The following is a 19,286-nucleotide window of genomic DNA, read 5'->3' on the forward strand; positions in this document are numbered from 1 at the left end:
GCAGATCCTCCTTAGAATTTATTCTTCATCCCTATGCGTGATCCTCAGACCCTCAACATGTTTACGCTGCATCAGTTTTCGCTTTTTACGAGTATCCTTACTCTCAAAAATAATATCAAAGTCATATTCCTCCGGATATAGCTCTTCTTTTGAAAGGTAAGGCTTCAAACGCTTATGGTTAATTTTCATTTTTTGCTTCTGGATCATTACTCCGACCATTCCTAAGTTATCTCTCTTCTCATACACGATTCCTATTCGTCCCAGTGAAGTTACAACGACTGCATCTCCAATTTCAAATTGGGCCAGCTTCTCCTTGTTGCGGATGGATTCAGTAGCATCGATTTCTACATTCTCATGTTCCTTTGCTGTAAGTGTAGCATTCCCTTTCTCTACATCTTTATTAAAAAGGCTCCCCCATGCCTCGCCGCTACCTTTCTGCAACCTTTCCTGCTGCGCCTCAACAATTTGCCACGATCGCTTTATAACGTCATCCTGGATACCTAGCTTCTTAGCGATTTGCAGTGCATAACTTTCCCCCGCTTCTCCGATAGTCAGGCGGTATAACGGCTGCAGAGTCTCTTTATCGAACTCCATTCGTGCGTTTTGAAAGCCAGTTGTCGCAGCTGCAAAAGCTTTTAGCTCATTAAAATGTGTTGTAACAATAATATTCGCCCCTTTACGGTTCAGCTCTTCCAGAATCGCGATAGAGAGCGCAATGCCCTCCCCGGGATCTGTACCTGCCGCCAGCTCGTCAATGAGCAGCAGCACCCCCTTAGACGCATCTCTCAGCATCCCCTCTATACTCTTCATTTGCGCTGAGAAAGTACTCAGTGATTGTGCCAGACTTTGCCCGTCACCGATTACACTGATCACATCCGTAAAAACAGTAAACTCGCTACCCTCCTCGACCGGAATCAACAGCCCAGATTGAGCCATGATCGTCAGCAGCCCAAGCGTTTTGAGAACCACAGTTTTACCGCCCGTATTCGGGCCTGTAATGATGAGGGATTTATAGCCCTTACCAATCTCCAGACTTATCGGAATCATGCCCTTCAGCATAGGATGCCTGCCTCCGTTCATCCTTAGAAAGCCCCTCGCATTCAGAGTAACAGCAGTTGCTCCCAGCGTTCGTGCAAATTTAGCTTTAGCAAAAATAAAATCATACGTGCCCGTAACTTCGATATTAAGGCGCAGCGCGGTCTGTTCCTGTTCTACCAAGCTGGTCAGCATGCTGAGGATTACAGCTTCTTCTCGCGCCTCTTCTCCTAATAGCAAATCAAGCTCAATCTGGAGGGCAGCGATCTCATCTGGTTCGATAAACACCGTCTGTCCACTTGTGGATTGATCCAGCACCGATCCCTTTATTTGCTTATGATATTCCCGTTTTACGGGGATAACGTAACGCCCACCTCGCTGACTATAAATATTCTCTTGTAGAATCGACTGATGACGTGACATGATCCCGTCAATTTTTTTATGAAGACGTTCTTTAGCCACCCCTATCCTTTTACGAACTCGCTCTAGCCCCTTGCTAGCCCCATCATCAATCGCACCAAAACGAATACAACGATCAATAGTCTCCCTCACATGATTTAATTCCAGTAGTGAGGAAGCATAGGCAGCAATCCGTGGAGCACTTTGTTCTTTAGAGGCCATATATTTGCGCAATTGACTACAGCTCTTAAGGAATGTAGCAACCGCAGTGAAATCTTGCTCACTGTACAAATATCCAGTCCCCATTAACGACATGATCCATTCAATACCCTCTAATGAAGGAATAGGTACACTTGATCCTCGTTCTAGCAGTTCTTTAGCTTCAGAGGTTTCCTCCATTGCTCTTTGAATCGTCGACAAATTGTTCATAGGCGTAAGCTCTTCTACAGCCTTCTTTCCCACATAAGATACTGCGTGACGCCCAAGTTCGGCTTTAATGATCTCGTATTCCAGTGTGTTCAGACTTTGTAAATTCACAGCAAATCCTCCTTCAATTATCTAACTATTCTTTAGATCTAATTCTCCCTAACGCAAAGAAGGGCAAAGAATGCCACTATGGCAGTCCTTGCCCTTCTTTTTACGCTAATGCTCTCTGACGTTTTATGGGCCCCCAAAAAAGCCAGGATGGCCAAAAAACAAAAAAACCGTGCTCTAAGAGCACGGTTAATTACAAAGAGAACAATAGCCGTAAAGAGGCCATATGACGCTTCGTGTGTTCTTAACTAAATCATCCACCGTTAGGAATAACAGACTTCTGCGCGAGACGGACTCAAATAGAGCACGTAAACGCCAAAAGACGAGCCTGATAAAGCCTTCCTAATCAAGTGTTATGAAATTGCTAGTTAAGAACGGTCACCAACATCAAAATTTCCCCTTTAGTTATAGGATAGCTGTAATTTAACACATTACAGATCTGGCGTCAAACGGTAAAAAAGCACTTCACACCCAAGTGATTCGACTTTACTACTTATCCATCAATTGGTGCTTCCTTTTCTATACAAAAAAAGCAGCCGGTTTCCCGACTGCTTTTATAAAACGTCCTATTCCGTTGTGTAAGGAAGCAACGCGATTTGACGCGAGCGTTTTACAGCAATGGTAAGAGCGCGTTGGTATTTTGCACTAGTACCTGTTACACGACGTGGCAAAATCTTTCCACGTTCGCTGATGAACTTCTTAAGAAGTTCGGTATCTTTATAATCAATGTGAGTAATCTTGTTCACAGTGAAAAAGCAAACTTTTTTACGCTTGTTGCGTCCACCACGACGTGCCGGTCTTTTGTCGTTGTCGGCGCCTTCTCTTGGTTTAAAAGCCATATTCTTTTCAGTCCTTCCTAATTAAAATGGCAAATCATCATCCGATATATCAATCGGTTTACCATCGCCCGAAAAAGGATCTTGAGTATTGTTGTTACGCGAGAAATTATTGTTGTTATTTCCGCGTCCAGCGTTACCACCGCCACCATATGCTGGCTCTTCAGGCATACTACTTGCACCACTTGAGGTATTTCCACCTTCACGGCTCTGTGAAGATTCCAGGAAACGAACATTATCAGCAATAACTTCAGTTACGTATACACGTTTGCCTTCGTTATTCTCATAATTCCGCACTTGGATGCGTCCTTCCACTGCTGCCAGACGACCTTTGCGCAAGTAATTGGCACAGGTTTCTGCTAGCTGTCTCCAGGTAACAACCGGGATGAAGTCTGCCTCACGTTCACCGTTCTGGCCCGTAAAGTTACGATCTACGGCTAGCGTAAATTGCGTTACGGCAACACCAGCGGGAGTATAACGAAGTTCCGGGTCACGGGTCAACCGTCCGATCAAAATGATACGGTTCAACAATTCTGGTCCCCTCCTTTAGAGCGATTCATTACAAAGCTTGTCAAGATCTTAAGCAACGTCGTTCGTAATGAGATAACGAATAACTTCGTCAGAAATCTTCATAAGACGTTCTAATTCAGTAACTACTGCAGGTTCTGCATTGAAGTTAACCAAAACATAAACGCCATCACGGAATTTCTTGATCTCATACGCAAGACGGCGTTTACCTTGCACTTCGTGCTTTGTAATTTCCCCGCCATTGGAGATGATGCCTTGGAATTTATCGACTGCTGCTTGAACGGCTTCTTGTTCAATGTCAGGACGAATAATGTACATCACTTCATATTTGCGCATAATTTTCACCTCCTTATGGTCTGAGGCCCCTAATCACGTCAGGAGCAAGGAACGAGCACAAACATAGACTCGCACCTGATTAATATACCAAAATGAACAGCAGAGTGCAAGCAATATTAATACAGGACAACTCTTCGCCCTCTTTTTACATGAAAAAATCACTACCTGAGCACAATAATTAACGAATTCATCTACACTAAAAAAGGAGGAATAATGATGGGTGAGAAGACGGAATATGAAGAAGGCGACAAGGCTCCCAATCCAGGCATGTACACAGAGGTAGGCGAAGCGCGAAGCTTCCATACTGAGATTTCGAATCCACAGCACATCAAGATGGAAAAAGGGGACACCTTCCCCGAAACCACCAACAAAAATCGAAAGTGGAAAAAGGTTGAAAAAGCACGTGTACATTAATTCAAGCATAAACGCTTTCGGCGTCCTTATATGGATGGAAAGCCTTTAAACGAGAAATATAAGGATGATTGATGAAGTGAAACATATAAATCCTTATATTTTAAAATAAGATGTGTATAAAAAAAATGACACTGCACATACTATACTTAGGCAGTACAAAAGAGAGGTGTGGTTCCGTTGGCCGTCGTAGACGAACACAATCACAGGAGATCTGATTCAGCATCTATTGTAAGCTGGGAAGAGTAGTGGGTTATTGCCTTAAAAAAGCATTAACCTCAGCAACGCCTAAATCACTTTAGTCGCTATTTACAGAGAAATTCCAACATCATTGATGTACTGCCTCCTGAAGAAGGACCCGAAAGGGCCCTTCTTTTTGCGTTGTATATTCCGTTCAACGGCTATTATAGACACAAAAAAACCTCCGTTACAGGAACGAAGGATTCATTAAAAGTTATATTATGCTGAAGTGGCGGAGAGGGTGGGATTCGAACCCACGCACGCTGTGACACGCCTAACTGATTTCGAGTCAGCCCCCTTGGGCCTCTTGGGTACCTCTCCGCAGCAAAAATAATTGTATCATGCAGACATGCCATTTGCAAGCTTAATTATTGTCTGTATTTCCCTCTACAGAACGCAGTACCTTCTTCATATTCTTCTCGAATTTGGCACGGGGAATCAGAACACTATGCTGACAGCCTGTACACTTAATTCGAATATCCATTCCCATACGAATAATCTCCATCTCATTAGATCCGCAAGGATGTTGCTTCTTCATCTGCACAATATCCCCAAGCTGAAAAACTTTACGTTCCACTATTCTTCCCCCTCTTCTCCTTCTTGTGTAGCTGCGATCTGCCGTCTTGATCCAGTGTTTGGCGACTCAGTCACTTCTAGTGCATTTTCTATCTTTTCAAGATCCAATTCAGCCTTTGCCTCTGCTTCTGCCTTCTTACGCACTTCCTCTTCAGCTTGGGCCTGTTCCAGCATGCTCTGTTTCTCTAATGCCTGTTTAATGTCATTTTGAATTTGTCTTTCCGCTGCATCTCTTGCATTAGGTGAACAGCTGGCCGCTATACGAATCACATATTCCGAAGTACTCATGGACTGTATGCCGAGCACATTGGGGTAAGCAAGCACATTGGAGTTACGCTCTTCTATCCCTTTTAGCGCCTCTCCAATTAATCCAAGTGTAGCCTCTAGGCTTCGCTCCATTTTCACCGGAACATCAACTACAGCCAAAGCGTTGGAAAGAGAATAGTTGGTCACGTTCGTAATTAAGCCATTAGGGATAATAAATACCTCACCAGTAGTACTTAGCAATCTGGTTGTTCGCAATCCGATTAATTCTACAGTTCCTTTATAAGTACCCGTCTGAATCACATCACCAACCGCAAATTGGTCCTCCAAAATAATAAAGAACCCTGTAATAACATCCTTCACCAAACTCTGAGCCCCAAAACCTACCGCAAGTCCTAGTACGCCTGCACCCGCTAACAAAGGTGCCAAATCGAAATTAAACTCAGATAAGATGAGCATGATCATTACAAAATTGCAGATAAAAGTCACTACATTCTTCATCAATTCACCTACTGTGGTAAACCTTCTTGTATTAGACATTAATCTACCACCAGTTTTGCGTTCAAGCGAACGATCAATTACATTGTAGACGACCTTAATAACAATCCGGGTTAAGAGAAAAATAAGAAGAATCCGCAGACCCGAGAATAGTACGTCAGCCCACATCGCTGTATCAGTAACCCAATTCCACACTGTATCTTTGAATCGTAGGGCGCCCTTAACTGCATCAGCGGCTGTAGTAACCTCCAATATCCACATGTTCATATCATGTAATCCTCCCTATCCCTCTATCAGTATGTAATTCTCGTTGTTTTTTCCGTAAATGCCACGTATTTCGATATTCTGCTCAGTTACAATCTTCTGTACCTCTCCCAGCGCACTTTGATAAAACTGAATCGATATCGCGCAACCTGCCGTAATCTCTTTCGGAGTTGGAAATATATCAATTTCAATTCCCGCATACTCAAGCAGCATTTCAGCACGAAGCGCCTGCTGGGTAGAGTCAAACGCGATTAACATCTCTTCCTGCATATACGTTACGCCTCCCATAGGTTTATCGTCCTATCTCTTGCTGCGGTAGTATAAAACCCCTCTTCTATCCATATACTAGATACCATCAAATAGAATCAGCTTCAGAAAGGAAGATGGTATGAACTTTTCATCCAAAGCTACATCAGCGCAAGAAACGTCCTGTTTAAAAATATCACATACAGATCCCGATATCTATTCCGCGATTACCCACCGTCTACTTTTCCACTTTTCACGCACACGCCCGGAGACTCAGATTGTCGTCATTTGTGTAGGTACGGATCGATCCACAGGAGACTCTCTTGGTCCTCTTGTTGGTACTGCATTATCTCGTTTTCATAGTCCACTTTTTCATTTATACGGCACTCTTGAAGAGCCTGTCCATGCCGTTAACCTTGAAGAAACTTTATCTCTAATCAATGAAAGATATAGTAGCCCCTTCATCATCGGTATAGATGCTTGCTTAGGTCATTCTACTAGTGTCGGCTGCATCCAAGTCGTTGAAGGGCCTTTGAGACCAGGAGCTGGCGTAAATAAACAATTGCCGCCGGTAGGTGATATCCACTTGACTGGAATCGTTAATGTCGGCGGCTTTATGGAGTATTTCGTATTGCAGAACACGCGATTAAGTTTAGTCATGCGATTATCTGATATTATTGCTACGAGTCTATATTCTGCCTTAAAGCAATGGAATCTTCATGCTAGGTCCGCTGCAACGCGAGAGTAACAACTTCTTTTTCTTCAGGTGATAGGACATATTGTGACTCCCCGTTCTGCATAGGTTTTGAGTAAATGTAAGAATTCTCACGATTATGAAGACTGGTTAATACAATACCACTGCTGTTGGCATCCAGTATAGCAACTGAGAAACTCAGATCATTGCCACGTTCTCCAAAGGCATTATAACGCTTCAGAGCGATATTGGACTTCATGCCACGCATTCTAGTTTGAGTAGCTTCCAATACGACCTTTTGTTCACGTTGTTCTTCTTCCAGCATGTCGCTTTGGTTCTTCAGATCAATCAGAAGGCCTTCCAGATCCTCCACACCGCTCCCAGCCATCATGGCCTCATATTTACGCCGCATAGCACGTAGCTTAGCCCCCTGGGCGATCACAGTGATTACCAGTACCAACATAATTACTGTAAAAGCAAACACAAACCACTGCAACTGCTCACTAATTAATTGATTCATTTCAGACATGAATGGACCATCCTTTTTATTTATCTGCCGCGGGCATCGCCATATAACTCATCCATAGCAGCCAGCATTCTGCTTATATTATGCTCTGTCGTATCTACGCCTACACTCGCCCGAACAGCACCACTCTCTAACGTATCAACAGCCTTATGTGCCAAAGGGGTACAATGCATACCCGCTCTGACTGCTATTTTATAATCACGATCTAGACGGTGAGCAATATTCGCCGATTCTTCTCCATCCACTACAAACGATACAATCCCGGTTCTCGGAGCCCCTAGTGAGGGTCCTAATAATCTAACGCCTGAGATGTGGGACAACCCCTCTATCAGTCTTTGAGTTAATGCCCACTCTCTTTCATGGATAATACTCGTCCCTAAAGATTTTACCTTTTGAACACCTGCTAGTAAACCGGCAATCCCTACCGTATTTTGTGTTCCCGCCTCATACCGATCTGGACGAACAGAGGGTTGATCACTATTTTCTGACTGACTGCCAGTTCCTCCATGCATTAAGGGTTCGAGATCCAATTCTGGCGATATATAAAGTCCACCGGTACCTTGTGGTCCAAGCAGCCCTTTATGCCCCGGGAAAGCCAACAAGTCGATATTCATTTTTTTAACATCAATATCAAGTGAACCTGCGCTTTGAGCAGCATCCACCAGAAATACAGCACCATGCGATTTAACGATATCGCCAATATCACCAATAGGTAGTATACTCCCAAGTAAATTGGAGCTGTGATTACAGATCAACATTTTGGTATTTGGTCGAAAAGTTTTTTCGAGTTCGTGTAAATCCAATTGTCCTTCTTGATCTACTTTCAGATAATCGACGTTTATCCCAAGAGTCTTACGCAGATATTCCAGTGGCCGCCGCACAGAATTATGTTCTGTCATTGTTGAAATCACGTGATCTCCAGCTTTAAGCGTCCCTCTTATCGCCATATTCAAACTCATCGTAGTATTATGGGTAAAAGCTATATCCTGCGCATTAGATACACCGAACAATTCAGCCAGCGCACTCCGCGTCCTTACTAACACTCGGCCACTTCCCATTGCCAGCGAGTAATTACCTCTGCCAGCATTTGCTCCTGACTGTAGAGCATTCATCATCGCAGCTGCAACCTCCGGAGGTTTAGGCCACGAGGTAGCCGCATGATCTAGATATACGAAGTCTTCCATAACCCCGCTCCTCGTCTAACACTCTTTTTCGTTAAAATGAAACGACGATATCATCCTTTATTGATGACAACCGTTTCTCGCAAAAATATAAGGATAATGTATAGCGTGTAACTTATACATTCTTATATTCCAAAAAAACATACCCTTGCTTATCCGATTAAGGATATCTCAGGATATGTTCTTGGCATAGATACCCATTTAGTTACCCAATAATTCCAACAATCTTTCTAAGTCCTGAGCACTGTAGTAATTCAGTTCGATCTTCCCTTTTTCCTTACCTTGCTTTATCTTCACCGTGGTTTTGAAACGTTCACGTAATACTTCCTCTACATTATTAATATAGGGATCACGTTTAACAACTTTAACCTTAACTCCGTTTGTGGGTTTTCGGTCCAGGTTCTTCACCGTTTCTTCTAGCTCTCTTACACTCCACTGTTGTTCCACACATTGTTCAGCCAGTTGTTTAATCACTTCCGGATCCTTCAAAGCAACAATTGCCCGCGCATGCCCCATCGACATTGTTCCACGTGAAACATGTTCTTTTACTTCTTCAGGTAAAGCAAGTAATCTTAGGAAATTGGCAATATGCGATCTGGACTTTCCCACCTTAAGCGATAGTTCTTCCTGTGTAAGCGAAAATTGATCCATCAGACCTTGATAAGCCACTGCGATTTCCATCGCATTTAAGTTTTCCCGTTGCAAGTTCTCAATTAAGGCAATCTCCATGACCTGTTGATCACTGAGATTTCTAACGACTGCTGGAATTGTAGCTTTGCCACAATATTGCGAAGCTCGGAATCTACGCTCGCCGGCAATGATCTCATATCCCTTCAATACGCTACGTACAATGATCGGTTGAATCACACCGTGTTGTCTGATAGATTCAGCCAGTTCTTGGATCGCCTCTTCATTAAAATCTTTGCGTGGTTGATATGGATTAGCACGTAGTTGACCTAAAGGGATCTCAACTACCTTATCATCTTCGTTAATAGATAAAGATGGAATCAGCGCATCCAGACCCTTTCCTAAACGTTTACTCATAAGAAATCACTTCCTTTGCCAACTCTAAATACACTTCTGCTCCTTTAGAGCGAGGATCATAAGTAATAATGGATTGCCCATGTGACGGCGCTTCACTTAACCGGACATTCCGAGGAATAATGGTTCTATACACTTTTTCTTGGAAATACTTCTTAACCTCTTCAATCACTTGAATTCCCAGGTTGGTCCGGGCATCAAGCATAGTTAATAGTACTCCCTCTATCTTCAGATGCGGGTTGAGATTTTTTTGCACTAGACGAACGGTGTTTAAAAGTTGACTCAAACCCTCAAGCGCATAATACTCACACTGGATCGGGATGATTACAGAATCAGCTGCTGTAAGGGAATTGATTGTCAAAATCCCAAGTGAAGGAGGACAATCAATGATAATATAATCATAATTGTTTTTAACCGCATTCAGCGCCTTCTTTAGCTTTAGTTCTCTGGAAATCGTCGATACCAATTCGATCTCCGCACCTGCCAATTGAATCGTCGCCGGAATGATATGCAGTCCTTCATTTTGAGTTTCCAGTATTGTTTCTAGAGGATTTACCTCATTTATAAGAATGTCATATATACAATTCGCCACGTCCGCCTTGTTGATGCCAACGCCGCTAGTAGTGTTACCTTGAGGATCGATATCAACTAGAAGCACTCTTTTTCCTAATGTAGCCATACCGGCACCTAGGTTCACGGAGGTTGTTGTTTTACCGACACCGCCTTTTTGATTTGCTATGGCAATAATCTTGGACACTTATTTCACCTCGAATAGTTAGGAAGAATCTTCTCGTAGATCGCAAGTACAAATATTCCTGACGCTTTTTTTATTATAGCGTCACACTTTGTGAAAAATACAGACGACTATTATACTGGAACTTTCAATTATAGGTCTGGCCAACTCATCCCGGTTCTAGTCACACAAAAGGCGGCCAATCACCTCAAGGCCGCCTTCAGCTTTTGAAACAATTTATCTTTTGGGGATTTGGATTACAATCTCGTAATGGTCACCGCGGTCATTTTCTGACGTTTTGATTTCCATACCTGAGCCTGACACCATATCAATAGATTGACGAATTGTATTAAGAGCTAGACGAACATCCTTGGTATAGGAGACCCGTTTGGATTTTTTAGTTTGTGAGACTTGTTTGTAGAAAGCAATGCGAGCTTCCGTCTGTTTAACATTCAGTCCTTTTGCAATGATCTCTGCCAAGACCTTCAGTTGCATTTCCACACTATCTAGTGATAATAGTGAACGTGCATGTCTTTCGGAAATCTGACGCTCCATCAATGCCTGCTTAACCTCTTCAGGCAAGTGGAGTAAGCGAATCTTATTAGCTATGGTGGACTGACTCTTACCTAATCGTTGCGCCAAGCTCTCTTGAGTCAATTGATGAAGATCAATTAACTTTTGATATGCAACAGCTTCTTCAATGGAGGTCAATCCTTCACGCTGTAAGTTTTCTATAAGCGCTATAGATGCGGCCTGCGAATCATTGAATTCACGAACAATAGCTGGGATCGTCTCTAAACCAAGCTTTTTAACCGCGCGCCAGCGCCGTTCGCCTGCGATGATCTCATACACGGAATCGCGCATACGTACAACTATGGGTTGAATGACCCCATGAGTTTTAATCGTCTGGCACAATTCATCGATCTTGTCGTCATCGAATATAGTCCGTGGTTGGTAAGGACTGCTAATGACATCATGAACTGGTATTTGTTTAATTTCTTCTCCGCTGCTCCGCTCGTTAAATCCAAATAGCTTGGTGAATTGTTCTTTCATTCCGTTCATAACCACCTAATTTCGTTATAGTACGATCTTCTTGACCTTCTTCTCGGAAAGCGTATCGTACAGCAATAAAAAACATTCTGATATTATGAAATCACCTGATGCTATCAGGCATCATAATCTCTCCTTCTTTCGAACAAGAGTACAGAGAAGGAGTTATATACAAAATTAAAAGTCTACTATGCTATTCTATCACTTTTCTGTACATAATCATATTCTCCGTAAAGACCTATTTTTCCTGCATTTTCATGGACATACTCGCTCTATAATCATATGAATCTAGTTTATCATTAAATTAACGTTTAGTTGTGATCGTCATCGTGATTTTTCTCAAAAAAAGATCACCCTCCTTAAACATAGAGGATGATCTTTAATATGTTTGCCTATCTATAATGTTTCACGTGAAACATTATTTGATTAGCGGTGTTTTGGAAGGAATTCCCGCTTTTCGTGGATACTTAGCAGGAGTTGCACCTGTCTTACGAATAATGACAATATGTCGAGCCGACTCTTCCACAGGCAAACTGAACGACTCTACTTTACCAAGTTGAGCACGAAGTTCCTTCAAACTGTACTTTGCCTCACTTAATTCTTCAGAAGGATCGTTTCCCTTCATGGCAGCAAAAACTCCATCTTTACGTGTAAAAGGAAGACAAAACTCGTTTAGCAAGGATAATCTAGCCACTGCACGTGCAGTAACCAAGTCATAGGCGTCGCGATGAGTGAACTGCCGGGCAATATCCTCCGCACGACCATGAATCAATTGAACATCAGTTAACTTTAATTTAGTACAGACATGCTGCAGAAAAGAGATTCTTTTACTCAGTGAATCAATGATCGTCAGCTTCAAATGTGGAAAACAAATTTTAAGAGGTATCCCTGGAAACCCAGCTCCCGAACCGATATCAGCTAGATTGTTTATCTCATTGATATTAAGAAAAAAAGCTAGTGAGATCGAATCATAAAAATGTTTGGTATATACCTGCTCGCGCTCAGTTATTCCAGTGAGATTCATTTTTTCATTCCAGGATACGAGTTCTTTATAGTAGAGATCGAATTGCTCTAATTGTTCTGCTGTAAGTGTAATGCCTCGTTCCTGTAAAAGCTGTGTGAATTGAACTTCCGTATTATCCATAGATTATCCTTTCGCCGCAGTTACCCGGTTGTAATGCTCGAGATATACGAGAAGAATGGAAATATCAGCAGGTGTTACTCCGGAAATCCGGGAAGCCTGACCTATGGAGATAGGACGTATTTTGGTAAGTTTCTGCCGTGCTTCCATTGCCAAACCATGAATCTCGTTATAGTTAATATCATCCGGTATTTTTTTCTTTTCCATCTTTTGTAGCCGTTCAACATGTTGGAGTTGCTTTTCGATATATCCAGCATATTTGATTTGGATTTCTACTTGTTCCTTCATTTCTGCGTCTAGCATTTCAGGTGATGGTGAGACTTGATCTACAAAACTATAATCAAGCTCTGGACGACGCATCAGAACAAGTAAATTACTACCGTCAACAATAGGCGCGGATTCATATTGCGCTAGGATATGATTTACCTCGACAGGTTTAACCTTCGTCTCTTGTAGGCGAACAATTTCACGTTCCACCCGTTCCTTCTTATCTACAAAGTTTTCGAAACGCGCTTGAGGTATCAATCCAATATCGTAGCCAATAGGCGTGAGTCGCAAGTCTGCATTGTCATGACGGAGCAGCAAACGATATTCCGCTCGTGAAGTAAGCAGGCGATACGGTTCATTTGTTCCCTTAGTAACAAGATCATCAATGAGTACACCAATGTACCCCTGTGAACGATCCAATACTACAGGTTCTTTATCTTGTACTTTACGTGCTGCATTAATACCAGCCATAACCCCTTGCCCAGCTGCTTCCTCATAACCTGAGGTACCATTAATTTGTCCGGCAGTGAACAGACCAGGAAGACGTTTAGTTTCAAGAGATGGCCATAGCTGCGTAGGAACCATTGCATCATATTCAATAGCATAGCCATTACGCATCATTTCTACTTTTTCCATACCAGGAATTGAACGAAGAATCGCAAGCTGAACATCTTCGGGAAGACTCGTAGACAGACCTTGTACATAGTACTCCGATGTATTTTTACCTTCTGGCTCCAAAAAGATCTGGTGTTTCGATTTATCACTAAATCTTACTACCTTATCTTCTATAGATGGGCAGTAGCGTGGCCCTGTTCCTTCAATAATACCTGTAAACATCGGAGCACGATGAAGGTTATCATTAATGATCTGATGAGTAACCTCAGAAGTATACGTTAACCAACAAGGGAGTTGTTCATTGTCTGATGATTTCGTTTCAAAAGAAAAGAATTTCGGTTCATCATCCCCCGGTTGAATTTCGGTCTTCGAGAAATCAATCGTATCGCGGTGTACACGCGGTGGTGTACCTGTCTTAAACCGCACCAATTCAAATCCAAGCTCGCGCAAATGCTCGGAGAGTTTAACGGACGGCTGCTGATTGTTAGGTCCGCTCTCATACGTCAGTTCACCCATAATCACTTTACCACGCAGGTAAGTGCCTGTAGTCAGGATAACAGTCTTACTATGGTATTCCGTTCCTGTCTTCGTAATTACACCCGCACAACGTCCATCCTCAACAATTAATCGCTCAACCATTCCTTGACGAAGAGTCAAATTAGGAGTTCTCTCCATGGTTTCCTTCATCGCATGTTGGTACAGGAACTTATCGGCTTGTGCACGCAATGCATGTACCGCAGGTCCCTTCCCTGTGTTAAGCATACGAAGTTGAATAAAAGTCTTATCTATATTACGGCCCATTTCTCCGCCGAGCGCATCAATCTCGCGCACTACATGTCCTTTGGCAGGTCCGCCTATGGACGGATTGCAGGGCATGAATGCAACCATATCCAGGTTAATTGTGATCATCAACGTGCTGCAGCCCATCCGGGCTGACGCCAGTGCTGCCTCACAACCGGCATGACCAGCGCCAATGACGATTACGTCATAGCTGCCTCCATCATAACTCATGTCCTGTTTCCCCCTATATATTATATTAAAATGCAAATGCTATTTTCCTAAACAAAATTGTGAGAATATTTGGTCTAACAACGAGTCCGCTGCTGTATCGCCAATAATTTCACCAAGTTGTTCCCATGCGAGCCGTACATCGATTTGAATCATATCAATCGGAATATACTGTTCCGCGGCCTGGTATGCATCCTGTAGCGATTTATAGGCTTTTTTAAGCAGTGCTATATGTCTCACATTACTTACATATGTCAAGTCACCCGATTCCAGCTTCCCGCCAAAAAAAAGTGTCGAAATGGCATCTTCAAGTTTGTCTAGACCTTCCTCTTCCAGTACGGACATCGGTACGATGCTGGACTCATCAAAGAATGAGCGCAGCTTATCCTTATCCAGTTTGGATGGTAAGTCCATTTTATTCATGATCACCAGACATTGTCTACCGTGGATTTGTTCCATCAATGCCAATTCATCCTTATGCAGCTCTTCATTAGCGTTTAGCACAAGAAGAATCAGGTCCGCATCACTAACTGCTGCTTTAGAGCGTTCCACACCAATCTTCTCCACTACATCCATCGTTTCACGAATTCCAGCCGTATCAAGAAGCTTAAGCGGAATATTGTTTATCGTTATATATTCTTCTATTACATCGCGTGTTGTTCCGGGAATATCCGTTACAATCGCTTTGTTATCACGTGCTAATGCGTTCAGCAATGAAGATTTACCAACATTGGGACGTCCGACTATAGCTGTCGTTATACCCTCGCGAAGTATTTTTCCTTCATTAGAAGTCTTAAGCAGCTTTGTGATTCCTTCCATAACTTCACTGCTTTTATCTTTAATAAATTCAGCTGTCATAGATTCTACATCATGTTCTGGATAATCTATATTTACTTCGATATGAGCCAGCATCTCAATAAGTGTATGGCGCAAAGCATGAATTCGATCCGATAAGGACCCGCTGACCTGCTTTAAAGCCACTGAAAAAGCTCGATCCGACTTCGATCGAATTAAATCAATAACCGCTTCAGCCTGTGATAAATCAATACGTCCGCCCAAGAAAGCACGCTTGGTGAACTCACCGGGCTCGGCTAACCTTATCTCCTGCTGAAGAAGTAAATCCATCACCCTTCTTACAGAGATTACACCACCATGAGCACTGATCTCTACTACATCCTCGGTCGTAAAAGAACGTGGGCCCTTCATTACGGTTACTAGTACTTCTTCCATCTTCTCTCCGTTATCCGGACTAACGATATGTCCGTAATGAACGGTATGTGATTCTGCTTCAGTTAATGGAATACGGCTACGAAATAATGGTGCCACTTGGGAAATAGCCTGGGGGCCACTTACCCGAATAATAGCAATTCCTCCCTCGCCTAATGCCGTCGATACGGCAGCAATGGTGTCACTAAGCATGCTGTTTTTCACCCCAAAACGTATATTTTTTGAATAGAAACGGTCTTGTATTTCAAGTATAAATGCCTTCAGCGTCCCTATAAGGACGGTAAGCGTTTAAGCGAGAAATATAAAGAAAATTTATAGCGTGCAACATATAAATTCTTATATTTTTAAAAAAGCAATGACCCCTTACATTGGTCAAGGAGTCATTGCATCCATATAGTCTTACTTCAAAGTTATAACGACGCGGCGATTCGGCTCTTCGCCCTTACTAAGGGTATTCACCTGCCGATGATCCTGTAATCTGGAGTGAATAATTTTCCGCTCCTGAGGTGACATCGGCTCTAATACAACCTCTTTACGGGTCCGAATGACACGACCTGCTAAACGATCAGCCAGCTCTTCGAGAGTTTTTTTACGGCGCTCACGGAAGTTCTCCGCATCTAGCACAAGCCGTATAAAACTGTCGGAGTAACGGTTAGCTACGATATTAGCCAAATACTGCAGAGCATCGAGTGTTTGTCCTCTTCTACCAATCAACAGTCCTAGATCTGGACCTGATATCTGCAGAATCGTGGATTCCTTGGTGTGGACGATTTCGACTTCCACTTCGAGCCCCATGCTCTTAGCGACATCCACAATGAAATGAACGGCTTCTTGGTAAGCTTCCTCCACCGGTTGTCCGGAATCTTGGCGTGGCACACCGCCGTTAGCCTCCTGTTTGCTCTCTCTTGTTGACTGCTGAGGCAGTGACGGAGCACTCGCCGCTGATGCCGGTGCGGCTTCGGATATCAAGGTTAACTCAACCTTGGCACCTTTCGCACCGATCAATCCCAGGAATCCTCTTGATGGCTGCTCAAGTACGTTGACCGTTACCCGGTCCTTTTGAACTCCAAGCTGGGTTAGTCCCCGTTCTACAGCTTCTTCAATGGTTTTCCCTGTTGCGACGACTTTGCTCATTTTGACTTTTTGGCTCCCTTCGATGATTTACTGCCGCCTTTGCTCTTCACAACAGTTGAGTCATCTGTACTTTTCACAGCACTTGCGATTGCCAATTTGTGTTTATCGTTGTTGCGATATAAGAAATAGTTCTGAACAATAGTGTAAATGTTGCTGTATACCCAGTATAGTGGCAATGCTGACGGGAAGTTGTAGGACATAACGAAAATCAGAACTGGATAGATCATCATCATGAACTGCATCGGACCCTGCTGCTGCATTGGGTTCATTTTAGTCATCATTCTAGTTTGTATAAATGTAGTTAATGCTGCAAGCACTGGCAAGATAAACAGATGATCCGGTTTACCTAGCTCCAGCCACAAGAAGGAATGCTCCCGTAGATGAGGATTATAGTAAATCGAATTGTAGAGAGCAATAAATATTGGCATTTGTACGATCAGCGGTAAACAACCCGCCATTGGATTAACCTTGTTCTCTTGGAACAAACGCATCGTTTCTTGCTGCACCTTTTCAGGTGTGTCTTTATATTTTTTCTGGATCTTTTGGAGTTCCGGTTGTATGGCTTGCATTGCACGCGAGCTCTTCACCTGTTTAATAGTAAGCGGAAGAATCAACGTGCGGACAATAATAACCATCACAAGTACGGCTAAACCATATTCTCCGTTAAACCAATCTGCAAACTTGTCCAAGGCAATGGCGAAATAATACACTACATTACTTTGCCAGAAACCTCCATTCTTCAAATCCTCCGTGGTGTGCGTGACAGCAGTTGACGACGGAGCGCATCCCGACAGAACAGCTAACGACAACACCATTACTGTGATGAGGAGAAACCATTTTCCCCGTCTAGTCTTCATTAGAGACACTTCAAAACCCCTCTCTTGAACATTCCATTCCACCGTAAATCATACCATAATAATGAATACAAATAAACAAGCCTCTTGAGCGTCCTTTATTTGCGGGAAGCCTTGAGTAGCTTGGCTTTGCGCAGTACATGCAACACGCTTTTTTCGAGCTCTCCATATTCCTTGGAAAGCGCCCCTTTTCTTACGATAAACACCATATCAAGTCCACCTGCAATTTCAGGTTCATGATGACGGACGATTTCCTTAACCAACCTTCTCATGCGGTTACGGACAACCGCGTTTCCGACCTTTTTGCTTACCGACACCCCAACTCTAAAACGCTCTACCTCTTTTTTGCTAAACCAATACACTACAAATTGATGATTCGCAAATGACTTCCCATGGCGGTATACGCGACTGAAGTCGGCACGGTTTCGTAATCGTAGACTTTTGTGCACGGGAATCTCCTTCATAAAAATCCGGTTAAAGTGTCCTTCCGAATTTTTTTCTTCTAATAGTATAGTCATTTGGAAGTCGCCATAAACGACCGCGACTACTGTGCTGAAATTTCTCCTCTATATTATAGAAAGAAAAATAATTTCAACTTCTCACAAGTATAAACGCCTTCGGCGTCCTTATAAGGACGGTGAGTGTTTATGCGAGAAATATAAGGATAATGTATAACGTGAAACTTATACTTTCTTATATTTCAAAATAATTCTGTATATACGTTAAATAGCCCCGCAAAGTGTAGCTAGCGCATTAAGCGAGATCCTAGTCGTTTGCAGAGCAAAAAATAATAAAAAGCAGTAAAAAAAGACCACCGGAGTGGTCCCTTAGTGGCCTAACTTACGCACTCAAAACTTTTCTGCCTTTCAAGCGGCGAGCTGCCAGCACTCTACGGCCGTTTTTCGTGCTCATTCTTTTACGGAAACCGTGAACCTTCTTGCGTTTGCTCACATTCGGTCTAAACGTCGGTCTCATAATTGCACCTCCCTTACAGGAACTTAATTACTGTCATATAAGCAGAAACGGACTAAGCCGTCCTTATAGTAGGGACAGTATCTACATGAATCATCAATTAATTATCGAGACATATCCTTACAGAAAACACCTTTATATATTTAAACATATTTTATGCGCAAAAGTCAACCTACTGGTGGCTCCAGACCCTCCCTCTAATTCAAGCTGCTTATCCACAACTCCCATTAGAAAAAAAGTAATCCACAAGATATGACAGTTATCCACCTGTGATCAAAAAACAAAGTCGACTACTCACAGATGAGCACAACCTGTGTATAAAATTATCGAAGCTTTGGCGTAAAGTGTCGAACCGTAAACAAATTATCAACAATATGTAGTGGTGTTCCTAATAATTGTACACAAGTGCTTGAATTTGTGGATAAAATAGCCCTGCTCATTGAAAAATAAGGGGCGTTTTGCTATGATGGTATTACTTTTAAATGTGAATAGATTTGTTTGTTCTCTTAATTATCAACAAGCTGTGGATAAAGTTGTGAACAAATCAAATTTATCCATATTTTTTTGTCTCTTCATATTGCCTACTGGGGATAAATATCAGCACCAACCTATTTTCTTCGACATTTCCACTTCATGGCTGATGCCACATTTGGAAGATTTAAAGGAGTGACAGTCT

At 42.7% G+C, this 19,286-nt stretch carries 21 protein-coding genes and 1 tRNA gene; 2 read left to right on the forward strand and 20 right to left on the reverse strand.

Annotation, left to right across the window (positions count from 1 at the left end; genetic code table 11):
- Positions 1-18: 18 nt before the first annotated feature.
- The 4 genes from MHH52_RS28740 to rpsF all read right to left on the reverse strand — a co-directional run bounded on the left by MHH52_RS28740 (position 19) and on the right by rpsF (position 3,668).
- Positions 19-1,971, reverse strand: coding sequence for a DNA mismatch repair protein MutS (locus tag MHH52_RS28740; RefSeq protein ID WP_340005898.1), 1,953 nt, complete (start codon positions 1,969-1,971; stop codon positions 19-21).
- Positions 1,972-2,534: 563 nt separating this feature from the next.
- Positions 2,535-2,807, reverse strand: coding sequence for a 30S ribosomal protein S18 (rpsR, locus tag MHH52_RS28745; RefSeq protein ID WP_036651767.1), 273 nt, complete (start codon positions 2,805-2,807; stop codon positions 2,535-2,537).
- A gap of 21 nt (positions 2,808-2,828) precedes the next feature.
- Positions 2,829-3,335, reverse strand: coding sequence for a single-stranded DNA-binding protein (ssb, locus tag MHH52_RS28750; RefSeq protein WP_313639754.1), 507 nt, complete (start codon positions 3,333-3,335; stop codon positions 2,829-2,831).
- Between the two features lie 48 nt (positions 3,336-3,383).
- Entirely contained in the window at positions 3,384-3,668 is a 285-nt protein-coding gene (gene rpsF / locus MHH52_RS28755) for a 30S ribosomal protein S6 (protein WP_036677776.1), read from the reverse strand.
- A 216-nt stretch (positions 3,669-3,884) separates the two neighbouring features.
- Between rpsF and MHH52_RS28760 the strand changes: the two genes are divergently transcribed.
- A complete protein-coding gene (locus MHH52_RS28760; RefSeq protein ID WP_042131720.1) occupies positions 3,885-4,082 on the forward strand; it encodes a YjzC family protein in 198 nt (65 codons plus the stop codon).
- A 467-nt stretch (positions 4,083-4,549) separates the two neighbouring features.
- Here the strand turns inward: MHH52_RS28760 and MHH52_RS28765 are convergent.
- The 4 genes from MHH52_RS28765 to MHH52_RS28780 all read right to left on the reverse strand — a co-directional run bounded on the left by MHH52_RS28765 (position 4,550) and on the right by MHH52_RS28780 (position 6,191).
- A tRNA-Ser gene (locus tag MHH52_RS28765) sits at positions 4,550-4,640 on the reverse strand.
- 43 nt (positions 4,641-4,683) lie between these two features.
- On the reverse strand, positions 4,684-4,896 hold the full coding sequence (locus MHH52_RS28770) for a DUF951 domain-containing protein (protein WP_076132917.1): 213 nt from the start codon (positions 4,894-4,896) through the stop codon (positions 4,684-4,686).
- Positions 4,896-5,924 carry a mechanosensitive ion channel family protein gene (locus MHH52_RS28775; protein WP_340005901.1) on the reverse strand — a complete coding sequence of 343 codons (1,029 nt, stop codon included), beginning with the start codon at positions 5,922-5,924 and terminating at the stop codon, positions 4,896-4,898. The genes MHH52_RS28770 and MHH52_RS28775 overlap by 1 nt, the downstream gene beginning before the upstream one ends.
- Before the next feature lie 15 nt (positions 5,925-5,939).
- Complete coding sequence (locus MHH52_RS28780) at positions 5,940-6,191, reverse strand: DUF3343 domain-containing protein (RefSeq protein WP_340005903.1); 252 nt, start codon at positions 6,189-6,191, stop codon at positions 5,940-5,942.
- Between the two features lie 118 nt (positions 6,192-6,309).
- On the opposite strand from MHH52_RS28780, the gene yyaC reads away from it, so the two are divergent.
- The gene (yyaC, locus tag MHH52_RS28785) at positions 6,310-6,915 is read left to right on the forward strand and encodes a spore protease YyaC (protein ID WP_340005905.1); all 606 of its coding nucleotides are present in this window, start codon (positions 6,310-6,312) and stop codon (positions 6,913-6,915) included.
- On the opposite strand, the gene MHH52_RS28790 is transcribed toward yyaC, so the two are convergent.
- From MHH52_RS28790 to rpmH, 12 genes are all read right to left on the reverse strand, one after another.
- Positions 6,890-7,390 (reverse strand): DUF4446 family protein, encoded by a 501-nt coding sequence (locus tag MHH52_RS28790; protein ID WP_340005906.1) that lies wholly within the window; start codon positions 7,388-7,390, stop codon positions 6,890-6,892. The genes yyaC and MHH52_RS28790 overlap by 26 nt on opposite strands.
- Positions 7,391-7,410: 20 nt before the next feature.
- Positions 7,411-8,571 carry an aminotransferase class V-fold PLP-dependent enzyme gene (locus MHH52_RS28795; RefSeq protein ID WP_340005908.1) on the reverse strand — a complete coding sequence of 387 codons (1,161 nt, stop codon included), beginning with the start codon at positions 8,569-8,571 and terminating at the stop codon, positions 7,411-7,413.
- Positions 8,572-8,769: 198 nt separating this feature from the next.
- A complete protein-coding gene (locus MHH52_RS28800) occupies positions 8,770-9,612 on the reverse strand; it encodes a ParB/RepB/Spo0J family partition protein (RefSeq protein WP_313639748.1) in 843 nt (280 codons plus the stop codon).
- On the reverse strand, positions 9,605-10,366 hold the full coding sequence (locus MHH52_RS28805; RefSeq protein ID WP_094869725.1) for an AAA family ATPase: 762 nt from the start codon (positions 10,364-10,366) through the stop codon (positions 9,605-9,607). The genes MHH52_RS28800 and MHH52_RS28805 overlap by 8 nt, the downstream gene beginning before the upstream one ends.
- Before the next feature lie 213 nt (positions 10,367-10,579).
- Complete coding sequence (gene noc, locus MHH52_RS28810) at positions 10,580-11,395, reverse strand: nucleoid occlusion protein (protein ID WP_340009871.1); 816 nt, start codon at positions 11,393-11,395, stop codon at positions 10,580-10,582.
- A gap of 415 nt (positions 11,396-11,810) precedes the next feature.
- Positions 11,811-12,536 carry a 16S rRNA (guanine(527)-N(7))-methyltransferase RsmG gene (gene rsmG / locus MHH52_RS28815; RefSeq protein WP_340005909.1) on the reverse strand — a complete coding sequence of 242 codons (726 nt, stop codon included), beginning with the start codon at positions 12,534-12,536 and terminating at the stop codon, positions 11,811-11,813.
- A 3-nt stretch (positions 12,537-12,539) separates the two neighbouring features.
- Positions 12,540-14,426, reverse strand: coding sequence for a tRNA uridine-5-carboxymethylaminomethyl(34) synthesis enzyme MnmG (gene mnmG, locus MHH52_RS28820; protein ID WP_313639745.1), 1,887 nt, complete (start codon positions 14,424-14,426; stop codon positions 12,540-12,542).
- Between the two features lie 39 nt (positions 14,427-14,465).
- A complete protein-coding gene (gene mnmE / locus MHH52_RS28825) occupies positions 14,466-15,842 on the reverse strand; it encodes a tRNA uridine-5-carboxymethylaminomethyl(34) synthesis GTPase MnmE (RefSeq protein ID WP_340009873.1) in 1,377 nt (458 codons plus the stop codon).
- Between the two features lie 207 nt (positions 15,843-16,049).
- Complete coding sequence (jag, locus tag MHH52_RS28830; RefSeq protein WP_340005910.1) at positions 16,050-16,784, reverse strand: RNA-binding cell elongation regulator Jag/EloR; 735 nt, start codon at positions 16,782-16,784, stop codon at positions 16,050-16,052.
- Entirely contained in the window at positions 16,781-17,650 is an 870-nt protein-coding gene (locus tag MHH52_RS28835; protein ID WP_340005911.1) for a YidC/Oxa1 family membrane protein insertase, read from the reverse strand. Before MHH52_RS28835 ends, jag begins: the two co-directional genes overlap by 4 nt.
- Before the next feature lie 86 nt (positions 17,651-17,736).
- Positions 17,737-18,087 (reverse strand): ribonuclease P protein component, encoded by a 351-nt coding sequence (gene rnpA, locus MHH52_RS28840; RefSeq protein WP_313639772.1) that lies wholly within the window; start codon positions 18,085-18,087, stop codon positions 17,737-17,739.
- A gap of 391 nt (positions 18,088-18,478) precedes the next feature.
- On the reverse strand, positions 18,479-18,613 hold the full coding sequence (gene rpmH / locus MHH52_RS28845; RefSeq protein WP_313641652.1) for a 50S ribosomal protein L34: 135 nt from the start codon (positions 18,611-18,613) through the stop codon (positions 18,479-18,481).
- Between the last annotated feature and the right edge of the window lie 673 nt (positions 18,614-19,286).

Origin of the sequence: Paenibacillus sp. FSL K6-0276 (assembly GCF_037977235.1) — a bacterium.
In the GTDB taxonomy this organism is placed as follows: domain Bacteria; phylum Bacillota; class Bacilli; order Paenibacillales; family Paenibacillaceae; genus Paenibacillus_AQ.

Excerpts from the sequence above, each read along its gene's own strand:
- rpsR (WP_036651767.1), bottom strand. The coding sequence starts at position 2,807 with ATGGCTTTTAAACCAAGAGAAGGCGCCGACAACGACAAAAGACCGGCA.
- rpsF (WP_036677776.1), bottom strand. The coding sequence starts at position 3,668 with ATGCGCAAATATGAAGTGATGTACATTATTCGTCCTGACATTGAACAA.
- MHH52_RS28760 (WP_042131720.1), top strand. The coding sequence starts at position 3,885 with ATGGGTGAGAAGACGGAATATGAAGAAGGCGACAAGGCTCCCAATCCA.
- MHH52_RS28775 (WP_340005901.1), bottom strand. The coding sequence starts at position 5,924 with ATGAACATGTGGATATTGGAGGTTACTACAGCCGCTGATGCAGTTAAG.
- MHH52_RS28780 (WP_340005903.1), bottom strand. The coding sequence starts at position 6,191 with ATGCAGGAAGAGATGTTAATCGCGTTTGACTCTACCCAGCAGGCGCTT.
- yyaC (WP_340005905.1), top strand. The coding sequence starts at position 6,310 with ATGAACTTTTCATCCAAAGCTACATCAGCGCAAGAAACGTCCTGTTTA.
- MHH52_RS28790 (WP_340005906.1), bottom strand. The coding sequence starts at position 7,390 with ATGTCTGAAATGAATCAATTAATTAGTGAGCAGTTGCAGTGGTTTGTG.
- MHH52_RS28795 (WP_340005908.1), bottom strand. The coding sequence starts at position 8,571 with ATGGAAGACTTCGTATATCTAGATCATGCGGCTACCTCGTGGCCTAAA.
- MHH52_RS28800 (WP_313639748.1), bottom strand. The coding sequence starts at position 9,612 with ATGAGTAAACGTTTAGGAAAGGGTCTGGATGCGCTGATTCCATCTTTA.
- noc (WP_340009871.1), bottom strand. The coding sequence starts at position 11,395 with ATGAAAGAACAATTCACCAAGCTATTTGGATTTAACGAGCGGAGCAGC.
- rsmG (WP_340005909.1), bottom strand. The coding sequence starts at position 12,536 with ATGGATAATACGGAAGTTCAATTCACACAGCTTTTACAGGAACGAGGC.
- mnmG (WP_313639745.1), bottom strand. The coding sequence starts at position 14,426 with ATGAGTTATGATGGAGGCAGCTATGACGTAATCGTCATTGGCGCTGGT.
- mnmE (WP_340009873.1), bottom strand. The coding sequence starts at position 15,842 with ATGCTTAGTGACACCATTGCTGCCGTATCGACGGCATTAGGCGAGGGA.
- jag (WP_340005910.1), bottom strand. The coding sequence starts at position 16,784 with ATGAGCAAAGTCGTCGCAACAGGGAAAACCATTGAAGAAGCTGTAGAA.
- rpmH (WP_313641652.1), bottom strand. The coding sequence starts at position 18,613 with ATGAGACCGACGTTTAGACCGAATGTGAGCAAACGCAAGAAGGTTCAC.